21 protein-coding genes are annotated in these 23,685 nt (G+C 62.9%); 6 read left to right on the forward strand and 15 right to left on the reverse strand.

All coding sequences use genetic code 11. The features are described 5' to 3' along the window. Positions 1 to 106: 106 nt before the first annotated feature. Entirely contained in the window at positions 107 to 589 is a 483-nt protein-coding gene (locus GTP55_RS00430; protein ID WP_161043048.1) for an SRPBCC family protein, read from the forward strand. 9 nt (positions 590 to 598) lie between these two features. Here the strand turns inward: GTP55_RS00430 and GTP55_RS00435 are convergent, their stop codons facing one another. Then, positions 599 to 1,732: an HD-GYP domain-containing protein gene (locus GTP55_RS00435; RefSeq protein WP_161043049.1), complete on the reverse strand. Its 1,134-nt coding sequence runs from the start codon at positions 1,730 to 1,732 to the stop codon at positions 599 to 601. Positions 1,733 to 1,822: 90 nt separating this feature from the next. Then, positions 1,823 to 3,265, reverse strand: a complete 1,443-nt coding sequence (locus tag GTP55_RS00440) for a dihydrolipoyl dehydrogenase (RefSeq protein ID WP_161043050.1) — start codon at positions 3,263 to 3,265, stop codon at positions 1,823 to 1,825. Positions 3,266 to 3,362: 97 nt separating this feature from the next. Here GTP55_RS00440 and GTP55_RS00445 point away from each other — a divergent pair, with 97 nt between their 5' ends. Then, the gene (locus GTP55_RS00445) at positions 3,363 to 4,247 is read left to right on the forward strand and encodes an ArgP/LysG family DNA-binding transcriptional regulator (RefSeq protein WP_161043051.1); all 885 of its coding nucleotides are present in this window, start codon (positions 3,363 to 3,365) and stop codon (positions 4,245 to 4,247) included. 72 nt (positions 4,248 to 4,319) lie between these two features. Here the strand turns inward: GTP55_RS00445 and GTP55_RS00450 are convergent, their stop codons facing one another. Both GTP55_RS00450 and hemE read right to left on the reverse strand, forming a co-directional pair. Continuing rightward, a complete protein-coding gene (locus GTP55_RS00450) occupies positions 4,320 to 6,335 on the reverse strand; it encodes a primosomal protein N' (protein WP_161043052.1) in 2,016 nt (671 codons plus the stop codon). Positions 6,336 to 7,090: 755 nt separating this feature from the next. Next, positions 7,091 to 8,176 (reverse strand): uroporphyrinogen decarboxylase, encoded by a 1,086-nt coding sequence (gene hemE, locus GTP55_RS00455; protein WP_161043053.1) that lies wholly within the window; start codon positions 8,174 to 8,176, stop codon positions 7,091 to 7,093. Between the two features lie 173 nt (positions 8,177 to 8,349). Here hemE and GTP55_RS00460 point away from each other — a divergent pair, with 173 nt between their 5' ends. The 4 genes from GTP55_RS00460 (at position 8,350) to GTP55_RS00475 (ending at position 16,974) form a co-directional block, all read left to right on the forward strand. After that, positions 8,350 to 10,269, forward strand: a complete 1,920-nt coding sequence (locus GTP55_RS00460) for a S9 family peptidase (protein ID WP_161043054.1) — start codon at positions 8,350 to 8,352, stop codon at positions 10,267 to 10,269. Next, positions 10,266 to 14,423 (forward strand): DEAD/DEAH box helicase, encoded by a 4,158-nt coding sequence (locus GTP55_RS00465; protein WP_161043055.1) that lies wholly within the window; start codon positions 10,266 to 10,268, stop codon positions 14,421 to 14,423. The genes GTP55_RS00460 and GTP55_RS00465 overlap by 4 nt, the downstream gene beginning before the upstream one ends. Positions 14,424 to 14,498: 75 nt before the next feature. Continuing rightward, a complete protein-coding gene (locus GTP55_RS00470) occupies positions 14,499 to 16,415 on the forward strand; it encodes a DUF885 domain-containing protein (RefSeq protein ID WP_161043056.1) in 1,917 nt (638 codons plus the stop codon). Between the two features lie 97 nt (positions 16,416 to 16,512). After that, complete coding sequence (locus GTP55_RS00475; protein ID WP_161043057.1) at positions 16,513 to 16,974, forward strand: DUF1640 domain-containing protein; 462 nt, start codon at positions 16,513 to 16,515, stop codon at positions 16,972 to 16,974. Between the two features lies 1 nt (position 16,975). On the opposite strand, the gene tatC is transcribed toward GTP55_RS00475, so the two are convergent. The 11 genes from tatC to hisC all read right to left on the reverse strand — a co-directional run bounded on the left by tatC (position 16,976) and on the right by hisC (position 23,681). Continuing rightward, positions 16,976 to 17,731, reverse strand: a complete 756-nt coding sequence (gene tatC / locus GTP55_RS00480) for a twin-arginine translocase subunit TatC (protein WP_161043058.1) — start codon at positions 17,729 to 17,731, stop codon at positions 16,976 to 16,978. Then, positions 17,732 to 18,262, reverse strand: coding sequence for a Sec-independent protein translocase protein TatB (gene tatB / locus GTP55_RS00485; RefSeq protein ID WP_161043059.1), 531 nt, complete (start codon positions 18,260 to 18,262; stop codon positions 17,732 to 17,734). A 13-nt stretch (positions 18,263 to 18,275) separates the two neighbouring features. After that, positions 18,276 to 18,479: a Sec-independent protein translocase subunit TatA gene (gene tatA, locus GTP55_RS00490; protein ID WP_110846655.1), complete on the reverse strand. Its 204-nt coding sequence runs from the start codon at positions 18,477 to 18,479 to the stop codon at positions 18,276 to 18,278. A gap of 116 nt (positions 18,480 to 18,595) precedes the next feature. After that, the gene (locus tag GTP55_RS00495; protein WP_161043060.1) at positions 18,596 to 18,964 is read right to left on the reverse strand and encodes a histidine triad nucleotide-binding protein; all 369 of its coding nucleotides are present in this window, start codon (positions 18,962 to 18,964) and stop codon (positions 18,596 to 18,598) included. Positions 18,965 to 18,977: 13 nt separating this feature from the next. Continuing rightward, positions 18,978 to 19,316 carry a phosphoribosyl-ATP diphosphatase gene (locus tag GTP55_RS00500; protein ID WP_161043061.1) on the reverse strand — a complete coding sequence of 113 codons (339 nt, stop codon included), beginning with the start codon at positions 19,314 to 19,316 and terminating at the stop codon, positions 18,978 to 18,980. Continuing rightward, the gene (gene hisI / locus GTP55_RS00505) at positions 19,313 to 19,738 is read right to left on the reverse strand and encodes a phosphoribosyl-AMP cyclohydrolase (RefSeq protein ID WP_161043392.1); all 426 of its coding nucleotides are present in this window, start codon (positions 19,736 to 19,738) and stop codon (positions 19,313 to 19,315) included. Before hisI ends, GTP55_RS00500 begins: the two co-directional genes overlap by 4 nt. Next, positions 19,738 to 20,508, reverse strand: coding sequence for an imidazole glycerol phosphate synthase subunit HisF (gene hisF, locus GTP55_RS00510; protein WP_161043062.1), 771 nt, complete (start codon positions 20,506 to 20,508; stop codon positions 19,738 to 19,740). The genes hisI and hisF overlap by 1 nt, the downstream gene beginning before the upstream one ends. Next, a complete protein-coding gene (gene hisA / locus GTP55_RS00515) occupies positions 20,508 to 21,299 on the reverse strand; it encodes a 1-(5-phosphoribosyl)-5-[(5-phosphoribosylamino)methylideneamino]imidazole-4-carboxamide isomerase (RefSeq protein WP_161043063.1) in 792 nt (263 codons plus the stop codon). The genes hisF and hisA overlap by 1 nt, the downstream gene beginning before the upstream one ends. Before the next feature lie 30 nt (positions 21,300 to 21,329). Continuing rightward, positions 21,330 to 21,968: an imidazole glycerol phosphate synthase subunit HisH gene (gene hisH / locus GTP55_RS00520; protein WP_161043064.1), complete on the reverse strand. Its 639-nt coding sequence runs from the start codon at positions 21,966 to 21,968 to the stop codon at positions 21,330 to 21,332. A gap of 9 nt (positions 21,969 to 21,977) precedes the next feature. Continuing rightward, a complete protein-coding gene (gene hisB, locus GTP55_RS00525) occupies positions 21,978 to 22,568 on the reverse strand; it encodes an imidazoleglycerol-phosphate dehydratase HisB (RefSeq protein ID WP_090190670.1) in 591 nt (196 codons plus the stop codon). An 18-nt stretch (positions 22,569 to 22,586) separates the two neighbouring features. Then, positions 22,587 to 23,681 (reverse strand): histidinol-phosphate transaminase, encoded by a 1,095-nt coding sequence (gene hisC, locus GTP55_RS00530; protein ID WP_161043065.1) that lies wholly within the window; start codon positions 23,679 to 23,681, stop codon positions 22,587 to 22,589. Positions 23,682 to 23,685 lie beyond the last annotated feature (4 nt).

The raw sequence follows: 23,685 nt of genomic DNA on the forward strand, positions 1-23,685 counted from the left end.
TGTAACAGTCCAAGCGGCTGCCACTGATATGCCGCAGGTAGCGTGGCTGACAATACGCTACCATGCGGGAATCGGGCCGCCGCCTCACCTTATATTGGTTGCAATCATGAAATTTGAACACTTAATCGAAGTCAACGACCCACTCAATCCGCTGATCGATGCGCTGACCGTCAAGCAAGTCTGGGCCGGCCTGGTGCTGCGCGCCGAGTCGCCGAAACTGTTTGTACCGCATCTGGACGAAGCCATCATCGACCAGCGTACCGACTCCGGCTTCCGCCGCCGCCTGCGCTACGGCGAACTGGTGGTGGAAGACCGCGTCGAGCTGGAACCGATGCGCCAGGTGCGCTACCGCGTGGCGGCGCAGCAGGATATCGCCGAGTCCAGCCTGATCATGACGATCGAGACGCCGAGCGAAAACGCGCTGTTCGTGCGCTTCCAGTACGAGGACAGCCACGACGAGGCGACCGACCAGGCCAACGCCATGTACGATGAATTCCGCCGCTCGGCTTATGTCGAGTCGGACATCGACACCATCGGCATGATGCGCGAGCTGGCACAGGAAGGCCGGCTGGACGCGACGCTGAATTAAGCGCCCGGCTTAGTCCAGCGCGGCCCGCCCCCACACCTGCGCCATGCGCAGCGGCGGGGCGTCCAGCGCCGCCACCTGGGCGTTGGTCAGCACTTCGCGGATGGTATGCAGTGCGTTGCGGGTGTCGCGCTGGAGAAACACCTCCAGCGGCGCGCCGCGCGGCCCCAGCACCGACTCCACATGCGGCGTGGTCGACTGCAAGCCGCGCCGCGCCACCACGCCAGTCTCGCCGTTGATCAGACGCACGTAAGTGCCGATCGGATAAATGCCCAGTTCGCGGATCACCAGCGACACCAGGTTCGTGTCCAGCGTGGTGCGCGCTTCCAGCAGCATGTCGCGCAATGCGCCGTTGGCCGTCATCACCGGCCGGTAGCTGCGCTCGGAGACGCGGGCGCAGTAGCGGTCGGCCAGCGCCACCAGCTTGGACAACAGCGGAATCTGCGCGCCAACCTTGCCGTGCGGGTAGCCGGTGCCGTCTTCGTTTTCGTGATGGTGCAGCACGCAGTCCAGCCAGGCTTCATCGTTGACGCCGGCGGCGCGCAGCAATTGCACGCTCAGCGCCGGATGGGCCAGCATACGCGCACGGTCAGCCTGATCCAGCACGGCGCTGCTGTCATGCCAGCGCTGGTGATGCGCCAGCATGCCTGTATTCATGGTCAGCGCGGCCAGCGTCACCGTCATGACGTCGTTGCGCGAGCGTTGGCGGGCGCGCGCCAGCAGCATCGCAATCACCGCCGTGTTGACGCTGTGGCGCGCCGCGTAGGGCGCCGCCTGCTGGTTGTGCAGCACGGCAGCGGTGGCGATGTCGACGTTCAGATCGACGGCGCCATGCACCAGCAGGGCGATATCGTCCAGTTTGCGGCGGAAATCGACCGGCGGCCGGCCTTGCGACACGGCTTGCAGCAGCGTGTGCAATTCGAGACAGGCAGCGTTGAGCTTGCGCAGCACCGAAGGCGGCTCGGACGCGGCTTCCGCCGGCACGCCGTCTTCAAATACGCCGCGCTCCACCAGATACGCGATCTGGTTGGCGCTGGCGATCATATGTCCTTTGCGAACCAGCAAAGCGCCATTTTCACCGTAGACGTCCCACGGCAGCAGCATGCCCAGTTTCAAATCGGCCGCTGTGACTTTGCGTATGTTCATTGCATGATAAAGATGCTATCGACGCAACAGCATACGGCTTTTCAGGACCAAGTGTGTAAAATTTTTGTATCTTTGATTTAACAATAACAATCACGGCCCTGGTGTGCAGTCGACGCAAGGACAATCATGCACTGGAGCATTTTTCAGGTGGTGCGCCAGGTCGCGCAAGGCGGTGCGCACGCCCTCTTCCACCACCGGGTGGTAGAACGGCATGTCCAGCATGGCGTCCACCGTCAGCCCGGCCTGCACCGCCCACGCCAGCAGGTGGCCGATGTTTTCCGCGCGCGGACCGATCATCTCGGCGCCGAGGAAGCGGCCGCTCTGGTATTCCGCGTACACCCGCAGCAGGCCCTTGTTTTGCAACATCACGCGGCTGCGGCCCTGGTTTTCGAACGATACTTTGCCGACGGCAAAGCGGCCCGGATGCGTAACGCACAACTCGCTGTAGCTGGCGCCCATGGTGGCGATCTGCGGCTCGGTGAACGAAATCGCCAGCGGCGTGCGGCGAAGGCCGGGCTGGACGTCTGGATAGCGCGCCGCGTTTTCGCCGGCGATGCGGCCATGGTCGGCCGCTTCCGGCAGCTGCGGACGGTCGTTGTTGGCGTCGCCGGCGATGAAGATGGCGCTGTCGCCACACTGCATCGTTTGCGGATCAAATAGCGGAATGCCGTGGTGATCGCGCTGCAGGCCGGTGTTTTCCAGCCCCAGCTGATGCACGTTCGGCCGCCGGCCGACTGCCGACAGCAGGTAGTCGAAATGCTCGGCCTGCTGGTCGCCGTTGGTGTCCTCGCTGGTGATGGCCAGGCCGTCGCCATGCGGCTCCACCTTGACCACACGGGTCTTGAAGCGCACGTCCAGCTCATCGAGCATGGCGCTACGGGCGACATCCAGCACCGCCGGGTCGCTCAACTGGGCGACGCTGCCGCCACGACCGAAGATGGTCACGCGCACGCCGAGGCGATGCAGCGACTGCCCCAGCTCCAGCCCGATCACGCCGGTGCCGGCCACCGCTACCGATTGCGGCAGGTCTTCCCAGTCGAACACGGCATCGCTATGGATCACGCGCGAACCGGCCGCGCGCCACTCGTCCGGCACAATCGGGGTGGACCCGGTGGCGATGACGAAGCGTTCCGCCTCCACCAGCGTGTGGTCGTCGATTTGCAGCCGGGTCGGGCTGAGAAAGCGGGCATGGCCGTGCAGCTTGTCTTCGGCGGGGTAGGCGTCCACACTCTCGACCACGAAGCCGACAAAACGGTCGCGTTCGCTACCGACGCGCGCCATCACCGCCTTGCCGTCGATGCGGACGTCACCCGCATGCACGCCGAAATCGGCGGCCGCGTGCAGCATGTGGGCGGCGTCAGCGGCCGAAATCAGCAGCTTGCTGGGCATGCAGCCGACGCGCGCACAGGTGGTGCCATAGACGTTGCTTTCGATCAGCAGCGCCTGCTTGCCGCCGGCCTTGGCGGCGCGATAGCCGGTCATGCCGGCCGTGCCTGCGCCGATGACGGCGACTTCAGTGCGTAAGGTTCTCATATGCCACAAGTCTACTCCCAACTGCCAATCGTGTTTTACTTCAAAGCAAAACAGTATTAGTATGGCTTATCGTTTTCAAATTTTATAAGCTTGACTTATGGACAATCTGGACTATCGGGCGCTGGCCGTGCTGGATGCGGTGGTCAGCCAGGGCAGCTTTGAAAAGGCCGCACTGGCGCTCGGCATCAGCCAATCGGCCGTATCCCAGCGCATCAAGGCGCTGGAGGATGCGGCCGGCCGCCTGCTGATCGTGCGCGGCCAGCCGGCCGTGCCGACCGGACTGGGCCAGCGGCTGGTGTCCCATCACCGCAACGTCAAGCTGATGGAAGCGTCGCTGGATATCGACCTGGGCAACCAGATCAGCATGCCGGAAATCGCGCTGGCGGTGGATGCCGCCAGCCTGGCGACCTGGTTCCCGCTGAGTTTGCAGCCGCTGCTATCGCCGCCGCGCTGCCAGTTGAATGTGCAGGTGGCGGCGCCCGAGCTGGCGCTGCACCTGGTGCGCGAAGGCAGTGTATTCGGCTGCGTGGCGACCGGCGCGGCCGAGCAACAGGCCAACGGCCCGCAGGTGACGCCGCTGGGCAACATGCGCTACGTCTGCGTGGCCACCAGGGCGTTTGCCAATCACTGGTTCGGCGACGGCTTTATCACCGATGCGGTGCAGCTGGCGCCGGCCGTGGTGTGCGACCGCGACATGATGAACGGTTTTCTGCACCAGGTGCTGGAGTGGCGCGGCGCCTATCCGCATCACACGCTGCCGCTGTCGGCGGCCAGCACCGAATGCGTCTTCGGCGGCCTGGCGTATGGCCTGCTGCCGCTGCAACAGGTATCGGCGGCGCTGGCCGACGAGCGCCTGGTCGATCTGGCGCCCGGCCAGGTGGTCGACGTGCCGCTGCACTGGCACGCCTGGAACCTCGACACGCCGTTCACCCGCGCGCTGTCCGAACAGATCGTGGCGACCGCCCGGCGCTACCTGCTCTAGCGTCGCGCCGGCGAAAGCCGGCGCCCATACTGAGCGTGCGTTCCATGGACACCGGCGTCCGCGGGTGCGACGTCAAATATCCAGCGGATCGACTTCCAGCGACCACTTCACGCGGCTTTTCATCTGGCGCAGCGTCAGCATCCACTCCTTGAGAAAGGCTTGCAGCGCCGGCCGTGACGGCGACTCCACCAGCAACTGCGCGCGGTCCACATTGTGCACCCGCGTCATGCTCATCGGAATCGGATCGTTGATGGTAATGCCCGGATGCTGCATGCAATCGCGCGCCAGGGTCAGGAACTCAATCGCCGTGGCCAGTTCGCGCGCCTCGGCCCGCAGCAGCGCCTGGAACAGATACGGCGGCAGCGCGGCCTGCTCGCGCTCCTCCAGCAAGGCCGACGCAAAGTGATCGTAATCGTGGTGCACCACCGCGCCGTACAGCGGATGCTGCGGATAACGCGTCTGAATCAGCACCTCGCTCGGAATGCCGGCCCGTCCGGCGCGGCCGGAGACCTGCATCAGCTGCGCAAACAGCCGCTCGCTGGCGCGGTAATCCTGCGAAAACAGCGCCGTATCCGGATTCATGATGCCCACCAGCGTCAGCCGCTTGAAGTCGTGGCCCTTGGCGACCATCTGCGTGCCGACCAGGATATCCACCTCGCCGCGGTGCACGGTATCGAACGCCTCCTGCGCGCTGCCCTTCTTGCGGGTGGAGTCGGCGTCGATGCGCAGGATGCGTGCCTCCGGGAACAAAGCCTGCAAGCCCTCCTCCACGCGCTGCGTGCCGCGCCCCAGCGGCTGGATGTCGACATTGCCGCAAGTCGGGCAATGGCGCGGAATGCGCATCTCCAGGCTGCAATGGTGGCAGCGCAGGCGATGCTCGGGACGATGCAGCACCATGAACGAGGTGCAGCGCGTGCATTCGCTGATCCAGCCGCAGGATTCGCAGCAGATCACCGGCGCATAGCCGCGGCGATTTAGGAACAGCAGCGACTGCTCGCCGCGCTCCAGCCGCTGCCTGATGGCCGCCACCAGGTGCGAAGTCAGGCCATCGTTCGGCTTGTCGCGCTCCATATCGATCAGCTTGACGGTCGGCAGCACAGCGTTCTGCACCGCCCGCTCGCGCAGCTCCAGCTTGCGATAGCGGCCGGATTGCGCGTGATGCCAGCTTTCCAGCGACGGCGTGGCCGAGCCCAGCACAATCGGGATCTGCAACTGCCACGCGCGCCACACGGCCAGGTCGCGCGCCGAGTAGCGCAGGCCTTCCTGCTGCTTGTACGACGGGTCGTGTTCCTCGTCGATAACGATCAGCTTCAGGTGCGGCAGCGACGACAAAATCGCCAGCCGCGTGCCCAGCACGATGCGCGCCTTGCCCTGATGCGCCGCCAGCCAGTGCAGCATGCGTTCGCCCTCGGACAGGCTGCTGTGCAGCGTGGCCAGCATCACGCCGGGGAAGCGCGCGCGGATATTGCCTTCCAGTTGGGGCGTCAGGTTAATTTCGGGCACCAGGATCAGGATCTGGCCGTCCGGCTCGCGTGCCAGCACTTGCGCGCAGGCCTGCAGGTAGACTTCGGTCTTGCCGCTGCCGGTCACGCCGTACAGCAGAGTCGGCGTGAAGCCCTGGGCGCCACCGATGGCGTCGGCGGCGATCTGCTGCTGCGGATTGAGCACCGGCATATTGGACGGCGTGGGATCGTGCGGCGCGTCCAGCTTGGTCAGCTTCTTCAGCGCCCGGTCCAGCGCCACGGTGGTCAGCACGCGCAGATTCTTGGGCAAGCCGGGCAGCGCCACCTCGCCCAGCGGGCGCTGGTAGTAATCGGCGGCAAAGCCAGCCAGCGCCAGCCATTGGGCGGACAACGGCGCCAGCTGGCTGCGCACGGCTAGCGCGTCCTTCAACTTTTCCACAGGCACATCGGTCTCATCGACCACGCCGACGATCAGGCCGACCACCTCGCGCCGCGCAAAGGACACCAGCGCCAGCTGACCGACTTGGGGCCGCTCGGCCGGATCGCACTGCCAGCGGTAGTCAAACACCGCGTTGAGCGGCGTATCAATGGCGATTTGCAGGTAGCAAGGGCGTGGATTATTCATGCTGCACCTTGCAAAAATATCGATGCTGTATGTATCCACAGTTTCTGTGGATAACTTTGTGGACAATGGAATCTTAACCCCCGGAAAGCAATGACGTTCAAGTTGGCATCTTCCAAAACCGGGTAAAAAATCAAAATTTTATCTCTTTAAAATCAATGACTTGGAAAATGCTTCCTAGGGAGCGGAAATTTGCCGTCGGAATCGTCCAGCTGTGCATAAGTGAAGTATTTAGGAGGCTTTTTTCGGGGAAATCAAGCACTTTTTTGCACCGTTTCGGCGCTTTGCAGCGCACCAATCCGCCAAATTTTATCCTTATGCTCACACCAAGCTTTGCGGCTTGATAACAAGCTTTGTAACCGTGTTATTTTTGCCTAAAAATCGTGCAACGCAACATACATCTCAGGCCAAATGGCAATATTACGGCTAAGTCACGGTTTACTAAGTCATTTTATTTCTTGTCCACAGTTTTTGTGGATAACTTTGTGGAAAATGAAGAAATAAACTACTTGAAGCTTGGCTATAGTGTTTACGGCTTGCTAAACATTGCCCCTTGGACCACAAATTTTATCGCTTTAAATCAATGAGTTAACTCATCATCAAGGGCTAGCCAAAAAGCACTGCCTATTATTTCCGCAGCAAAAAAAATTGTGCATAAGTCGGTCTGATGAGCTGATTTGCACGATGAAAAAAACCCCCATCCGCACTGAGCGCGATCTTGAGCGCGTTCAGGCTGATGGGGGTTTGTTCTTCTTGAATCAGATTGCGCGCTGGGCCTTGCTGTAGGTGTGCACCGCTTCCACCATGGCCGCCACGCTTTCCGGCGGCGTGAACTGCGAAATGCCGTGGCCCAGGTTGAAGACGTGGCCGCTGCCGCTGACGCCCGGCGGGCCGAACGCGTCCAGCACCTTGTGAACTTCGGCAGTGATCTGGTCCGGGCTGGCGAACAGGATGGCCGGGTCCAGATTGCCTTGCAGGGCGACCTTGTGGCCGACCTTGTGGCGTGCCTGGGTCAGGTTGGCGGTCCAGTCCAGGCCCAGCGCGTCGGCGCCAATGTCGGCGATTTCCTCGATCCAGTGGCCGCCGCCCTTGGTGAACACGATGGCCGGGATCTTGACGCCATCCTTTTCACGTTTCAGCAGCGCCAGCACCTGGCGCATGTATTTGAGCGAGAACTCCTGGTAGGCGCCATCGGCCAGCGCGCCGCCCCACGAGTCGAAAATCATCACCGCCTGTGCGCCGGCGTCGATCTGGGCGTTCAGGTACTCGGCCACCGCCTTGGCGTTGGTGTCGAGGATGAAGCGCATCAGGTCCGGGCGGTTGTACAGCATCTTCTTGATATTGTGGAACTCGCGCGAGCCCTCACCTTCGACCATATAGCAGGCCAGCGTCCACGGGCTGCCGGAGAAGCCGATCAGCGGCACGCGGCCATTGAGCTCGGTGCGGATCTGGGTCACGGCCTTGAACACGTAGTCCAGCGACCCCGGTTCCGGCTGGCGCAGGGCCAGCACATCGGCCTCGGTCTTCAGCGGACGCTCGAATTTCGGGCCTTCGCCCTCGACGAAGTGCAGGCCCAGGCCCATCGCGTCCGGCACCGTCAGGATGTCGGAGAACAGAATGGCGGCGTCCAGCGGGAAGCGGTCAAGCGGCTGAATCGTCACCTCGGTGGCGTAATCGGGATTGGTGGCCAGGCCCATAAAGGAACCGGCTTTGGCGCGGGTGGCGCGGTATTCAGGCAGATACCTTCCGGCCTGGCGCATCAGCCACACAGGGGTGTAGGCGGTGGGCTGGCGCAGCAACGCGCGCAGGAAGGTGTCATTCTTGAGCGGAGCAAATTGTGGCATGGAAGGCAATAGAGAACAATCAAGCCGCTATTATCGCATCCCCTGCCATTTTGCGACTTTAACCCGGGGTCAGTTCTGCCAAATGTACATGGGCCCGTGTGCATTTGGCAGAACTGACCCCGGATTTTGCTCTATCATGCGGAGCACCGCGCATCGACCTTTTTGGAGCTTTTATGACAACGCCTGCTTCCCCGAACATTGCCGCCTTTGGCGCCTGGCCTTCGACCATCAGCGCGGCGCGCGTGGCGGCGGGGGCGACGCCGCTGTCGTCGCTGATGCTGGGCGGGGCCGACGGCAGCGATATCTTCTGGCTGGCCGGCCGCGCGGCGGAGGCGGGCCGCAATACGCTGCTGCGCTATCACGGCGCCGCCACCGAGGAATTGACGCCGGCGCCGTTCAATGTGCGCTCGCGGGTGCATGAATATGGCGGCGGGGCGTATGCGGTGGAGGGCGAGACGGTGTACTTCTCGCACTTTAAGGATAACTGCGTCTATCGCGTGGCGCCGGGCGATGCACCGGTGGCGGTAACGCAGGCCGGCAGGCAGCGCTTCGCCGATTTCGTGGTCGACCGCGCGCGCAATCGGCTGATCGGCGTGCGCGAGCTGCATGGCGACGACGAACATGCGCAGCCCACCAACACCATCTGCGCGATCGACATCGCCAGCGGCGCCGAGACGGTGCTGGTGCACGGCGCGGACTTTTATTCGTCGCCACGCCTGTCGCCGGACGGCCGGTCGCTGGTCTGGCTAAGCTGGGACCATCCCCGCATGCCGTGGCAAGGCACCACGCTGTGGCTGGCCGATATCAACCCAGACGGCACGCTGGCCGCGCCCAAACGCATCGCCGGCGGCGAAGAGGAATCAATCTGCCAGCCCGAATGGGCGCCCGACAACCTGCTGCATTTCGTCTCCGACCGCAGCGGATGGTGGAACCTGTACCGCCTGTGCGCCGACCGCGTGCGCATCGAAGGCCTGTGCCCGATGGAAGCCGAATTCGCCTCCCCGCACTGGACCTTCGGTAACAGCATGTACGGCTTCCGCTCGGCCAGCGAAATCATTTGCACCTACATCGACAAGGGCGTGAGCCGCCTGGCGCGCCTGCTGCCGGGCAGCGGCAAGCTGGAAGCCATCGCCAATCCGTACGAGGAAATCCGCGAACTGCGCGTCGGTCCCGGCTACATCGCCATGCTGGCCGGCGGTCCGACCATCCCGATGGAACTGGCGCGCATCGACTTCACCGAGGAAGGCGTCGAAATCCTGGCACAGTCGATCGACGACCTGCCGGAGGAAGCCAACCTGTCCGTCCCGGTCAATATCAGCTACCCGAGCGCCAACGGCCGCACCGCGCACGCCTTCTACTACCCGCCGCGCAACCAGGACGTGCAGGCGCCGGCAGGCAGCAAGCCGCCGGTGATCGTCATCAGCCACGGCGGCCCGACCGGCATGACCGTCAATACGCTCAACCTGAAGACCCAGTTCTGGACCAGCCGCGGTTTCGGCGTGCTGGACGTGAACTACGGCGGCAGCACCGGCTTTGGCCGCGCCTACCGCGATTTGCTCAAGGGCCAGTGGGGCATCGTCGATGTCGAAGACTGCGTGGCCGGCGCCCAGGCGCTGGTGGAGCGCGGCCTGGCCGACGGCGAACGCCTGATCATCCGCGGCGGCAGCGCCGGCGGCCTGACCACGCTGTGCGCGCTGACCTTCCATGACGTGTTCAAGGCCGGCGCCAGCTACTACGGCGTCTCCGACCTGAAAGGCCTGGACCAGGATTCGCACAAGTTCGAGTCGAATTACAATGAATACCTGATCGCCCCCAAGGCGCAGGCCGACGCCATCTACGCCCAACGCTCGCCGATCAATCACACCGACAAGCTGTCACGCCCAATGATTTTCTTCCAGGGCCTGGACGACAAGGTGGTGCCGCCGCAGCAATCGGAAATGATGGTCGACGCGCTGAAAAAGCGCGGCATCCCGGTCGAATACGTGGCGCTGGAAGGCGAAGGCCATGGCTTCCGCAAAGCCGAAAACATCATCCGCACGCTGGAAGCGGAGCTGGACTTCTATCAAAACATCTTTAAGCTGAATCACGCATGACCGATCCCAAGCTGCTCGTCGAATTCGACGCGCTGCCATTTAACGAAAAAGCCATCCTCGCCCTGCTCGCCCTGATCGGCGAGCCGACGGGACGCACCGCCATCCTCGATCACCTGAACCATGCGCGCATCGAGCAGGATAACGACGGCAATCTGTACACCGTCGCCACGCTGGACGACTCCATGTCGCGGCTGGAACGGCTGGCCTTCATCAGCGTGGTGACGGGACGCGGCTTTATCTGCAATCCCAAGCTGCGCTGGCCGGCGATCCGCTCCGCCATCGGCACCCACGCGCTGGAAGACCTGTGCGCAGCCTATGCGGAACTGGTGCCGATGCGCCAGACCTGGAACAGCATGGAGCCGCGCAGCTACCGCGCCGGCATGGCGCGCCTGCGCATGGGCCTTTTGCGCGGCCACGGTCCGCAACAGATCCAGCAGGTGCTGGCGTTCTGCCTGGGCAGCTACGAGGCGGCGCAGCTGCATCCGATCGTCGACATCTTCGGCCGTCCGTTCGAGCCGGGCATGCTCGCGCTGGTCCACCCGCTGCTGCAGGACGATGTGCTGGCGGTGCTGCTGCAAAACGCCCAGCACGAACCGGCCACCGCGCCGGCCATCCGCGAATTCTGCGAGATGCACATGCAGCGCCGTCACGGCGACGTCAATGCCGAACTGCGCATGGCGATGGCGGAAGACGCGCTGCTGTGCGGCCGCCTGGACGACGCCAAACGCTACCTCGAACGCACGGTGGGCCCGCAAAGCCAGTACCTCGCCAGCGTGGTGGTGCTGCTGCGCGGTGCCGCCAGCGCCGCCATCATCGGCTTTGACGCCGCGCTGAAAACCCTGCGCCGCGATACCGGCAAACGCAAGCAGCTGTTCACTGGCATGGGTGCGCAGTTGTATCTGCTGTCGGCGCTACGCAGCACCGACGCCAAGCACCTGAAGGCGGCGGAAGCCTACCTGGAAATCGCCGTCAAGCTGCCGAGAAATCACGACAGCGCGGTGCACCAGCAGATCGACATGCTGCGCCAGATCCGCGCCGGCATCATGCAGGCGGATGCGGTGTCGGCGCTGCCGTGGGAGCCGTCGCTGCAAACGCAGATGTTCCAGTACCTGCTGTACTTCTGGCTCTCGCTGCCGCAACTGCAGGAGCGCAAGGAGCAGTTGCAGGAAATGGTGAAGAACGCCGAACGCGCCGGCTACATGTTCATCGCCGGCCAGGGCGCCGCGCTGCTGGGCCAGATGGGCGACGCCGCGATGCAGACGCACGCGCAAGCCTTGCGTTCGCGCTTCGGCTTCCCGGACCTGAGCACCTGGTTCGAGCGGCAGGAAGGCTGGCAGCGCCAACTCACCGCGCTGATCAACCTGCACCAGCCCACCGCGCCGGATGCGGCGGGCAGTTCGCGCCTGGTCTGGCTGCTGACCTACGATCCGCGCCACGGCCTGACCGACATTGCACCGGTGGAGCAGAAGCGCGATGCGCGCGGCCTGTGGAGCAAGGGCCGCGCCGTGGGCCTGAAGCGCCTGCGCTTCGAGTCCGAGCAGTTCGACTTCCTGACGCCGCAGGATATCCGCGCGGCCGAGGCGATCACGGTGGCGCATCGCGGCTACCAGTCAACCGGCCTGACTTACGAGATCGACCCGCAGCGCGCCGCGCCAATGCTGGTCAATCACCCGCTGTTGTACTGGTCCGATTTGCCGGACATGCGGGTGGAGATGCTGTCCGGCGAACCGGAACTGCTCGTCAAGCGCAGTCCTGGCAACCTGGAACTGCGCTTGCAGCCGCCGATCCCGGACGATAACTCCTCGGTGGTCATTACCCGCGAGACGCCAACGCGACTGCGCGTGGTCAGCATCCTCGATGAACACCGCAAGATCGCCTCCATCGTCGGCGATGCGCTCAACGTACCATCGCATGCGGAGCAGCAGGTGCTGTCGGCCATCAGCGCCATCTCGTCGCTGGTGACGGTGCAGTCGGACATCGGCGGCGCCGCGCCGGACATGGAGCAGATGGAGGCCGACATGCGCCTGCATCTGCACCTACTGCCCTACCAGCATGGCCTGAAGATGCAGATCCTGGTGCGGCCGCTGGTCAATGGCGCCTACTACAAGCCGGGCGACGGCGCCGACAGCGTGATCGCCGATATCGGCGGCAAGCCGGTGCAGGCGCGCCGCCAGCTGATCGACGAACGCGATGCGGAGCGAGACCTGATCGCCAGATGCCCGGTGCTGGAGTCGGCCGAGCAGGAACACGGCGAGTGGCTGCTCGGCCAACCGGCCCTGTGCCTGCAACTGCTGGTGGAATTGCAGGCGCTGGACCCAACCAGCATCGTCATCGCCTGGCCGGAAGGCGAGAGCTTCCGCGTCACCAACAAGGTCGAGACCAAGCAGCTGCGCCTGGCGATCAAGAGCAACAAGGACTGGTTTGCCGCCAGCGGCGAACTGCAAGTGGACGAGGGCAAGGTCATCGACCTGCGCACGCTGCTGGAGATGATGGAGAAGAGTCACGGCCGCTTCGTTGAACTGGGCGAAAACCGCTACCTGGCGCTGACCGAGGAACTGCATCGCCGCCTGCAGGAAGTATCGGCCTACGGTGAGCTCACCGCCGACGGCGTGCGCCTGCATCCGCTGGCGTCGTTCGCGCTGGAAGAACTGGCCGACGATGTCGGCGGCCTCAAATCCGACAAGCTGTGGAAAGCGCATTTGTCGCGCATGCAGGAGCAGACCACGTTCGAGCCGCAGCTGCCAAGCACTCTGCAGGCGGAGTTGCGCGACTATCAGCTGGAAGGCTACAACTGGCTGTCGCGCCTTGCGCATTGGGGCGTCGGCGCCTGCCTGGCCGACGATATGGGGCTTGGCAAAACGCTGCAGGCGCTGGCGCTGATGCTGTCGCGCGCGCCGCAAGGCCCGACGCTGGTGATCGCGCCAACCTCGGTCTGCATGAACTGGATGAGCGAGGCGGCGCGCTTCGCGCCGACGCTGAACGTGCAGCTGTTCGGCGCCGGCGACCGCGCCGAGCAGTTGAACAACCTCCATGCCTACGACGTGGTGGTGACCAGCTACGGCCTGCTGCAACTGGAGTCGGCGCTGTTCGCGGGCGTGCAGTGGAACACCATTGTGCTGGATGAAGCGCAGGCCATCAAGAACGCCGCCACCAAGCGCTCCGCTGCCGTGATGGCGCTGAAGGCCGAGTTCCGCATCGCCGTCACCGGCACGCCGCTGGAGAACCATCTGGGCGAGTTGTGGAATCTGTTCCGCTTCATCAATCCGGGGCTGTTGGGCAGCATCGAACAATTCAACCTGCGCTTCGCCGCGCCGATCGAAAAGCCGCAGGATCACCGCGCCGAACTGGGTGCGCGCAAGCGCTTACGCCGTTTGATCCAGCCGTTCATCCTGCGCCGCACCAAGTCGCAGGTACTGACCGAGCTGCCGTCGCGCACCGAGATCACGCTGGAAGTCGACCTGTCGGCCGACGAAACGGCGCTGTACGAATCGTTGCGCCGCGCCGCGCTGGAGAACCTGGAAAAGGTCGAAGGACCGGCCGAGAAGAAATCGATCCAGATCCTGGCCGAGATCATGAAGCTGCGCCGCGCCTGCTGCAATCCGAATCTGATCGCGCCGGAACTGGGACTGGCCAGCAGCAAGCTGGCCGCCTTCGCACACCTGCTGGAAGGCCTGTTGGAGAACAAGCACAAGGTGCTGGTGTTCAGCCAGTTCGTCGACCATCTGGCGCTGATCCGCGCGCATCTGGATGAACAGGGCGTCAGCTATCAATACCTCGATGGTTCGACCTCGATGGCCGACCGCAAGAAGCGCGTGGATGCCTTCCAGGCCGGCGTCGGCGATGTGTTCCTGATTTCGCTGAAGGCGGGCGGGGTCGGCATCAACCTGACGGCGGCCGACTACGTGATCCACATGGACCCGTGGTGGAATCCGGCGGTGGAAGACCAGGCCTCGGACCGCGCGCACCGCATGGGCCAGCTGCGGCCGGTGACCATCTACCGCCTGGTGGCGCGCCATACCATCGAGGAAGGCATCGTCGACCTGCACCAGCACAAGCGCGACCTGGCCGACAGCCTGCTGGAGGGCAGCGATGTCAGCGGCCGCATGTCGTCGTCCGAGATGTTGGCGATGCTGCAAGAGGGCTTGAAAAAGTAATCGACTTGTATCGTACGCTCTCAAGCGGCCAGATTAGTGATAATCTCCTCCGCTTCAGATACAAGGCTGCATATGATGATTAAGACAAGATTCGCACTGGCTGCGCTGATGGCGGCCCTGGCCGCCGCGCCAGCCGGTGCCGCTACCCACCACAAAGCCACCCCGGCCAAGAAGAGCAGCACCAAGGCCGGCAACAGTTCGAGCAAGGCCAAGAGTACCAGCAAATCCACCAAAGGCAAGACTGCGGCCAAGTCGTCCGGCAAGGCCCGTGCCGGCGCAGCCGTTGCCGCCGCCGTGCCGGCGCTGAAGGTATCGTCGGAACGCTGGGCCGACCGCCAGTTCGACAACCTGAGCAACCAGTTCCTCAACGCGCTGTGGCGCATCGATTCGGAAAGCGCGATCTACGCCGGCAAGTACGATACCGCCGCCGTGCTGACCGTGCCGACCAAGGACGAGCAAGCCAAGGAGCTGGCCTTCATCGGCGACTGGCTGCAACGCTTCGGCGCCATCAAGGTGGCGCAGCTGTCGCCCAAGCAGCGTACCGACCTGGCGCTGCTGGTCAACAAGCTGGAGGGCGACCGCTGGCGCCTGACCACGCTGCGCGAGTGGGAGTGGAATCCGGCCAGCTACAACGTTGCCGGTCCGATCGACCTGGTGCTCAACACCGAATACGCGGCCCAGCCGCAGCGCCTGCGCACGCTGCTCAAGCGCATCGCCAGCATTCCTGCCTACTACGATGCGGCGCGCGCCAACATCGTCAATCCGACCCGTGAACATACGCGCCTGGCAATCGCGCAGGCGCCCGGCGTGCAAGCGCTGCTGACCGAGGTGAACAAGGTGGCGCAGGCGTCGATCCTGACGCCGGTAGAGAAGCAACAGTATGCGCAGCGGATCGACGCCGCGCTGACGGCGGTCGACAACTATGTGGCCTTCCTGCAAGAGAAGGACAAGCTGATGGACACCAAGGGCCGTCGCACCTTCCGCCTCGGCAAGGAACTGTACGAGCAGAAGTTTGCCTATGACATCCAGTCCGGCAGCACCGCCGAGCAGACCTATCAGAAAGCGCTGGCGGCGCGCGAAGAGCTGCTGGCGAATATGGACAAGCTGTCCGATGAGCTGTGGGACAAGACCATGGGCGGCACCGCCAAGCCGGCCGACCGCTTTGCCAAGATCGGCATGGTGATCGACAAGCTGTCGGCCCGCCACGTGGCGCGCGAGGATTTCGTCAACGAGATCAAGCGCCAGATTCCGGCGTTGCAGGAATACGTGATCAGCCATAACCTGCTGACGCTGGATCCGAACAAGCAGCTGGAAGTGCGCGCCACGCCGGCCTATGCAGCCGGTGTCGCCGGCGCCAGCATTGATGCGCCGGGCCCGTATCGTCCGCAGGACCGCACCTTCTACAATGTCACGCCGCTGGATGGCGCGACGCCGGAAGCGGCCGAGAGCAGCCTGCGCGAGTACAACTACTGGATCCTGCAGATCCTGAATATCCACGAGGCGATTCCGGGCCATTACGCGCAGCTGGTATATGCCAACCGTTCACCGTCGATTGTGAAGTCGATCTTCGGCAATGGCGCGATGGTGGAAGGCTGGGCGGTGTACGGCGAGCGCATGATGCTGGAGTCCGGCTACGGCGACAATGCACCGGAGATGTGGCTGATGTGGTCGAAGTGGAATCTGCGCAGCGTGACCAATACCATTCTCGATTACAGCGTGCATGTGCTGGGCATGACGGAAGAGCAGGCCATCGATCTGCTGACGCGCCAGGCGTTCCAGACGCGCAGCGAGGCGGTGGAGAAATGGCATCGCGTGCAGGTGTCGTCGGTGCAGCTGACCAGCTATTTCAGCGGCTACAGCGAGATCATGGAGTTGCGCGAGCAGCGCAAGCAGCAGCAGGGCGCCAGCTTCAACCTGAAGCAGTTCCACGAGCAATTCCTCAGCTACGGCAGCGCGCCGGTGCGGGTGATCAAGGGCTTGATGACGCAGTAGTCCTGCGTTCGCTCAAATAGATGGGCAGGTGATTCGATACGATGGGGAACGGCTGTGCGCCAGCCGTTTTCTGCTACGATCAAATCGGGGAGGTACCATGAATATGCCCATCAAATTCGACACCCTTGAATACACCAGAAGTCTGATTGAAGCCGGCATCCCGGCGGCGCAGGCCGAAGCTCAAGCCCTGGCGCTCAGTCAGGCAATGGCGGAAGCGACCGTCTCGCCCAGCGAGATGGTGCTGCTGCGGACTGACATGATCGCGCGTATAGAAATGTTACGCACCGATATCTATGCCCGACTTGAGGCGCTGGGGAAAGAATTCAACGCGAAGCTTGAAGCGCTGGAAGAACGCTTTAACGCTAAGCTGGAAGCGATGGAGCAGCGCTTCAATGCCAAGCTGGAAGCGATGGAGCAGCGCTTCAATGACAAGCTGGAAGCGCTGGAACAGCGCATCCGAGCCAAGCTGACTACAGTTTATTGGATGGTGGGTATTTCACTGACGTTGCATGTCGTCACGATCGGCATACTCGTGAAGATACTGGACCGACTGCCTTAGATCAGGCTTTCTCTTCCGGCGCCGTCGACATGCGGACGAACAGCGGCGCTACCAGCAGGCCCAGCTCAAACAGCAGGCACATCGGAATCGCCAGCGAGAACATCGACACCGCATCCGGCGGCGTCACAATCGCCGCGATCACAAACGCGCCGACAATCGCATACGGACGAATCTCCTTCAGCTTGGCCACCGTCACCAGGCCCATGCGCACCAGGATCACCACCACCACCGGCACCTCGAAGGTCGCGCCAAACGCCAGGCACATCGACATCACGAAATCCAGGTAGTTCTCGATATCCGGGGTGACCGCGATCGACTGCGGCGAAAACTCGGCAATGAACTGGAACACCCGGCCAAACACCAGGAAGTAGCAGAACGCCACGCCGGACATGAACAGCACCGACGACGAAATCACCAGCGGCGCAATCAGGCGCTTCTCATGTGCATACAGGCCCGGCGCCACAAACGCCCACAGCTGATACAGCACCCACGGCAGCGACAGGATGATGGAAATCACCAGCGTCACCTTCATCGGCACCAGGAACGGCGAAATCACGCCGGTCGCAATCATCTTCGATCCCACCGGCAGCGAGCGGATCATCGGCTCGGCGATGATGTCGTAGATGTGCGAAGGACCCGGCCAGATCATCAGCCCGATGCAGACCAGCGCAATGCCGATCGAGGCCTTGACCAAACGATCCCGCAGTTCGATCAGGTGAGAGATAAAGGTCTCTTCGCCCTGGGTAGGTGTAGTCATTTAATAGAAGGAGCTGTTGGTAGGACCACGCGGACGGAAGCGGGCCACCCGCGCCGCGCCCGAGGTCACGTGCATCTTGCTGCCATTGCGCTGCTTGTACCAGTTGGGAATGGCCGAGTTGCGCACCAGCTTCTTGCGGCGAAACTCGCGCGCCTTGCGTGCCAGGTCGTCCGTGGTCACGCTACCGAAAGCGTTGGCGCCATACGCCGCGTTATTGTCGGCAAACGAGGTGGACTCCAGCGCCTGCGTATCGCGGAAGGCATTCTCGACCTCTGTCATATTCTGCGCAATCGAGTTTTCCACATCCGTCTTGACGGCCTGGGCGGCGTCCTGCACTTCCTTTTGCAGGTTGCGCAATTCTTCCAGCTCGATTTCGCGCGTGACTTCGGACTTGACGTCGTTCAGGTAACGCTGCGCGCGACCGTACAGCGTCCCGGCCATGCGCGCCACCTTGGGCAGCTTTTCAGGACCGATAACGACCAGCGCTATGACGCCGATGACAGCAAGTTTGGTAAGACCGAGATCGATCATAAGAAGGCGCTACTTACTTCTTCTCTTTCGCATCGACATCGATGGTGCCCGGAGCGGCCGGCGTGGTCGGCTTCTCTTCGTCGCCCTTGACGCCATCCTTGAAGCCTTTAACGGCCTTGCCGATATCCGAACCCATATTGCCCAGTTTCTTGGTGCCGAACACCAGCATCACGATAACCAGAACGATCAGCCAGTGCCAAATGCTAAATGAACCCATCATATTCCCCTTGCGAAGCGCATGCGCTCCAGATTTATTCGTTGATTCCCAGAACTGCTGCGACAGTATACGCCAAGCGTCAGTCTCTGAGGTAAATGTGGCCGTTTAGCGCTAAATCAACGCTGACCGCGCCATGGATGCGCGCCGCCGATCACATGCAGATGTAGATGGTACACCTCTTGACCACCATCCGGCCCACTGTTGATCAGCGTCTTGTAGCCGGCCGAGGGTGCGCCGTCCGCATCATAGCCGACTGCGCAGCCAAATTCCTCTGCCAGTCGGGGGGCCAGCGCCAGCATTTTGCCCAGCAGCGCCGGTTCGCCGGCCGCGTCCTGCAGCGTGGCGTAGTGCTGTTTCGGGATCACCAGCAGGTGCACCGGGGCGGCCGGGTTGATATCCTTGAAGGCCAGCAAATCGTCATCTTCATACACGGTGGTCGAAGGAATTTTCTTTTCAGCTATTTTGCAAAAAATGCAGTTTTCCACGCGGGGACTCCGGTTATTCTTTACGGGCTGCTTTTTCCTCGATGCCCGAGACGCCTTCGCGGCGCGCCAGTTCGTCGAGGACCTGCTGCGGCTTCAGATCGAACTGGGCCAGCAGCACCAGCGTATGGAACCACAAGTCGGCCACTTCGTACAAGACCTTGCCGCTGTCGGCGCCGGCGCGGGCGTCCTTGGCCGCCATCACGGTTTCGGTGGCTTCCTCGCCGATCTTCTTCAGGATGGCGTCGTCGCCCTTGGCGAACAGCTTGGAGGTGTAGGAGGTGGCGGGGTCGCCGCCGTTGGCCGGCTTGCGCGATTCGATCACGTCGGCCAGGCGGTCAAGAATGGTGCTCATTTGCCTGCCTTGTAAATATCGGATGGATCTTTCAGCACTGGCTCGGTGTTCTGCCAGTCGCCTTCCTGGGCGTCGCCGGCGAACTTCTGGAAGAAGCACGAGTGGCGGCCGGTATGGCAGGCGATGCCGCCGGCCTGCTCGATCTTCAGCAGGACCACGTCTTCGTCGCAGTCCAGGCGCACTTCCAGCACTTTCTGCACGTGGCCGGACTCTTCGCCCTTGTGCCACAGCTTCTTGCGCGAGCGGCTCCAGTACACGGCTTCGCCCAGTTCGACCGTCTTGGCCAGCGCCTCGCGGTTCATCCAGGCGAACATCAGCACGTCATTGCTGCCCGCTTCCTGGGCGATCACCGGCACCAGGCCGTGTTCGTCCCACTTCACTTTCTTCAGCCAGGCTGCCTTTGGCTGGACCGGTGCATTCATCATGCCGCACCATCCAGACGCATCGGAATGCCCTGCTGCGCCATGAAGCGCTTGGCTTCCTGCACCGAATACTGGCCGAAGTGGAAGATGCTGGCGGCCAGCACCGCATCGGCCTTGCCCAGCTTGATGCCGTCGGCCAGGTCCTGCAGGCCGCCGACACCGCCCGAGGCGATCACCGGAATGCCGACCGCGTCGGACACGCCGCGCGTCAGGCCGAGATCGAAGCCGGACTTGGTGCCGTCCTTGTCCATGCTGGTCAGCAGGATTTCGCCGGCGCCCAGCTGTTCCATTTTCTTGGCCCACTCGATGGCGTCGATGCCGGTGGCCTTGCGGCCGCCATGGGTAAACACTTCCCACTTGCCGGGCGCGGTCTGCTTGGCGTCGATCGCCACCACGATGCACTGCGAACCGTGCTTCTGCGAGGCGTCGAACACCAGCTGCGGATTCGACACCGCCGACGAGTTCATGCTGACCTTGTCGGCGCCGGCGTTGAGCAGGCGGCGCACATCGGCCACCTCGCGCACGCCGCCGCCGACGGTCAGCGGAATGAACACCTGCGACGCCACCGCCTCGATGATGTCGAGGATCAGGCCACGGTTGTCGCTGGTGGCGGTGATGTCGAGGAAGGTCAGTTCATCGGCGCCCTGCTCGTCGTAGCGGCGGGCGATTTCCACCGGGTCGCCGGCGTCGCGCAGCTCGGTGAAATTGACGCCTTTGACGACGCGGCCGTCGGTCACGTCGAGGCAGGGGATGATGCGTTTAGCGAGCATTATTCTTCCGTGTCTTCTTCAATCAAGTCACCGCTCAACTCGTCGGCGCGCAGCTGGGCCGATTCGAGGTCGATGGTGCCTTCGTAAATCGAGCGGCCGCAGATCACGCCTTCGATGCCTTCGTCCTGCACCGCACACAGCGCTTCGACGTCGGCCAGATTGTGCAGGCCGCCCGAGGCGATCACCGGAATCTTGACGGCTTGCGCCAGCTTGACGGTGGCTTCGATGTTGACGCCACCCATCATGCCGTCGCGGCCGATGTCGGTGTAGATGATCGATTCCACGCCGTAGGCTTCGAACTTCTTGGCCAGGTCAATCACTTCGTGGCCGGACATCTTGCTCCAGCCGTCGGTGGCGACCTTGCCGTCCTTGGCGTCCAGACCGACGATGATGTGGCCCGGGAAGGCGCCGCAGGCGTCGTGCAGGAAGCCCGGCTCTTTCACCGCGGCGGTGCCGATGATGACGTAGGTAATGCCGGCGTCGAGGTAGCGCTCGATGGTATCGAGGTCGCGGATGCCGCCGCCCAGCTGCACCGGAATTTCATCCAGATCATTTTCTTCCGCGAAGTCCTGCACCGCCTTCAGGATGGACTTGATGGCGGCCTCGTTCTTCGGCTTGCCGGCGAAGGCGCCGTTCAGGTCGACCAGGTGCAGGCGGCGCGCGCCTTGCTTCAGCCAATGCAGGGCCATCTCGGCCGGATCTTCGGAAAATACGGTGGCAAGTTCCATATCACCTTGTTTCAGGCGAACGCAGTGACCGTCTTTGAGGTCGATGGCAGGAATAAGCAGCATGATGGTGTCAGTTAGATGAGAGAGTAGAAATCAAGGGTTCCAGTGAACAAAGTTCTTGTACAGCTGCAGTCCGGCCGCGGCGCTTTTCTCCGGGTGGAACTGGGTCGCAAAAATATTATCACGGGCGACGGCACAACTGAACGGCGCACCGTAGACAGTTTGGCCGACGGTGTGCGCGGCCTGCTCCGGCTGCGCGAAATAGCTGTGCACGAAGTAGAAGTACGCGTTGTCCGCAATATCCTGCCACATCGGATGAGACGCCGTTTGCGCCACTTGGTTCCAGCCCATTTGCGGCACCTTGAAGCGCGAGCCGTCTTCCTGGGTCTGGCCGTCGAGCTGGAAGCGCACCACCTTGCCGGGCAACAGGCCGAGGCCGGCGGCATCGCCTTCCTCGCTGCCATCAAACAGCATTTGCTCGCCGATGCACACTCCCATCAGGGGGATATTCTTCGATGCCTGCAGCAAGGCTTCCTGCACGCCGGACTCGCGCAGGCTGCGCATGCAGTCCGGCATGGCGCCCTGGCCGGGCAGCACGATGCGGTCGGCGCTCTGGATATCGGCCACTGCGCCGGAAATCAGCACATTGGCTTCCGGCGCCACGGCGCGCAGCGCCTGCGCGACCGAGCGCAGATTACCCATGCCGTAATCAACTACTACGATTTTTTTCATGGTGTCTTCTTACAGAGTGCCTTTGGTCGACGGGATGGTGCCGGCGGCGCGTGGATCGAGTTCCGACGCCATGCGCAGCGCGCGGCCAAATGCCTTGAAGACCGTCTCGCACTGGTGGTGGGCGTTGGTGCCGCGCAGGTTGTCGATGTGCAGCGTGACCAGGGCGTGATTGACGAAGCCGCGGAAGAATTCCAGCGTCAGGTCGACGTCAAAGGTGCCGATCATCGCCCGCGTGAACGGGATGTGGTATTCGATGCCTGGGCGGCCGGAATAGTCCAGCACCACGCGCGACAGCGCCTCGTCCAGCGGCACATACGAATGGCCATAGCGGACGATGCCCTTGCGGTCGCCGATGGCCTTGGCCACCGCCATGCCCAGCGTGATGCCGACGTCTTCCACCGTGTGGTGGTTGTCGATATGGATGTCGCCGGTGGCTTCCACCTCCAGGTCGAACAGGCCGTGGCGGGCGATCTGGTCCAGCATGTGGTCGAGGAAGGGCACGCCGGTATTCAGCTTCTGCTTGCCGGTGCCGTCCAGGTTGATGGAAACGCGGACTTGCGTCTCGTTGGTATTGCGGATGATTTCTGCGGTGCGGTTCATGAAAAGCTCGCGATGGTGTCAGGCTGCCTGCGATGCGGCGAAGGCATCGAGGAAGGTGGAATTTTCTTCCGGGGTGCTCACGGTGATCCGTAAACAATTGGTCAGCACACTGTGCATTTTACTCACATTTTTGACTAATACCTTGCGGGACAGCAGTTTCGCGTAGGCATCGTCGGAATCGGGCACGCGAATCAAGATAAAATTCGCCGCCGACGGAAAAACTTCGACGCCGGGGATACGGGCCAATGCAGCCGTCAGATCGGCGCGTGCGGCGCGCAAATTGGCGGCCTGCCGGTTCAGCACCGCCACGTGGTCGAGCGCGAATTCGGCCGCAACCTGGGTCAGCACGTTGATGTTGTAAGGAGGCCGCACTTTGTCCAATTCCGCCAGCAATTGCGGCGCCGCCGACAGATAGCCGAGGCGGATGCCGGCCAGGCCGAGCTTCGATACGGTGCGCATCACCACCAGGTTGTCAAATTCCGGCAGGCGGTGCATGAAAGTCTGCTGGGCGAACGGCTCGTAGGCTTCGTCCACCACGGCCAGGCCGAAACCGTCCAATGCCTGGATGATGGCGACCATGTCGTCTTCGGCGAACAGGTTGCCGGTCGGGTTGTTCGGGTAGGACAGGAACACCAGCGACGGCTTGTGCTGGGCAATCGCCGCCAGCATCGCCGGCAGGTCCAGCGTCAGGTCGGCCTTGAGCGGCACGCCGACGTAATCCATGCCGGCGAATTGCGCCGAGCGCTGGTACATCACGAACGACGGCGTCGGCGCCAGCACGGTGCTGCGGCGGTGCTGCGTGGCGCAGGCCATGCACAGGATCGAGATCAGCTCATCCGAGCCGTTGCCGAGGATGACGTCATAGCCGGCCGGCACGCCCAGCTTGTCATTGATGCGCTGCTTGACCGTGCTGTAGGAAGCCACCGGGTAGCGGTTCAGCGCCACGTCGGCCAGCCGCTGGGCCAGGTCGTTGCGCAGATGATGGGGCAGCTGGTAAGGGTTCTCCATCGCATCCAGCTTGATAAAGCCACTCGCATCGGCAACGTGGTAGCCGGCTGCGGCGCGCACGTCTGAGCGGATGGTGCTGTTAATCAGGGTGTCGATGGCGGACATCTTG

Origin of the sequence: Duganella margarita, from assembly GCF_009857535.1 — a bacterium.
Lineage (GTDB): Bacteria > Pseudomonadota > Gammaproteobacteria > Burkholderiales > Burkholderiaceae_D > Rugamonas > Rugamonas margarita.

Coding starts and splice junctions, on each gene's coding strand:
- hisI (WP_161043392.1), bottom strand. CDS start 19,738: ATGAATGCACCGGTCCAGCCAAAGGCAGCCTGGCTGAAGAAAGTGAAG.
- hisC (WP_161043065.1), bottom strand. CDS start 23,681: ATGTCCGCCATCGACACCCTGATTAACAGCACCATCCGCTCAGACGTG.
- tatB (WP_161043059.1), bottom strand. CDS start 18,262: ATGATCGATCTCGGTCTTACCAAACTTGCTGTCATCGGCGTCATAGCG.
- tatA (WP_110846655.1), bottom strand. CDS start 18,479: ATGGGTTCATTTAGCATTTGGCACTGGCTGATCGTTCTGGTTATCGTG.
- hisH (WP_161043064.1), bottom strand. CDS start 21,968: ATGAAAAAAATCGTAGTAGTTGATTACGGCATGGGTAATCTGCGCTCG.
- GTP55_RS00470 (WP_161043056.1), top strand. CDS start 14,499: ATGATTAAGACAAGATTCGCACTGGCTGCGCTGATGGCGGCCCTGGCC.
- GTP55_RS00460 (WP_161043054.1), top strand. CDS start 8,350: ATGACAACGCCTGCTTCCCCGAACATTGCCGCCTTTGGCGCCTGGCCT.
- GTP55_RS00445 (WP_161043051.1), top strand. CDS start 3,363: ATGGACAATCTGGACTATCGGGCGCTGGCCGTGCTGGATGCGGTGGTC.
- GTP55_RS00465 (WP_161043055.1), top strand. CDS start 10,266: ATGACCGATCCCAAGCTGCTCGTCGAATTCGACGCGCTGCCATTTAAC.
- GTP55_RS00440 (WP_161043050.1), bottom strand. CDS start 3,265: ATGAGAACCTTACGCACTGAAGTCGCCGTCATCGGCGCAGGCACGGCC.
- hisB (WP_090190670.1), bottom strand. CDS start 22,568: ATGAACCGCACCGCAGAAATCATCCGCAATACCAACGAGACGCAAGTC.
- GTP55_RS00475 (WP_161043057.1), top strand. CDS start 16,513: ATGAATATGCCCATCAAATTCGACACCCTTGAATACACCAGAAGTCTG.
- GTP55_RS00435 (WP_161043049.1), bottom strand. CDS start 1,732: ATGAACATACGCAAAGTCACAGCGGCCGATTTGAAACTGGGCATGCTG.
- GTP55_RS00500 (WP_161043061.1), bottom strand. CDS start 19,316: ATGAGCACCATTCTTGACCGCCTGGCCGACGTGATCGAATCGCGCAAG.
- hisA (WP_161043063.1), bottom strand. CDS start 21,299: ATGCTGCTTATTCCTGCCATCGACCTCAAAGACGGTCACTGCGTTCGC.
- GTP55_RS00430 (WP_161043048.1), top strand. CDS start 107: ATGAAATTTGAACACTTAATCGAAGTCAACGACCCACTCAATCCGCTG.
- hisF (WP_161043062.1), bottom strand. CDS start 20,508: ATGCTCGCTAAACGCATCATCCCCTGCCTCGACGTGACCGACGGCCGC.
- GTP55_RS00450 (WP_161043052.1), bottom strand. CDS start 6,335: ATGAATAATCCACGCCCTTGCTACCTGCAAATCGCCATTGATACGCCG.
- hemE (WP_161043053.1), bottom strand. CDS start 8,176: ATGCCACAATTTGCTCCGCTCAAGAATGACACCTTCCTGCGCGCGTTG.
- tatC (WP_161043058.1), bottom strand. CDS start 17,731: ATGACTACACCTACCCAGGGCGAAGAGACCTTTATCTCTCACCTGATC.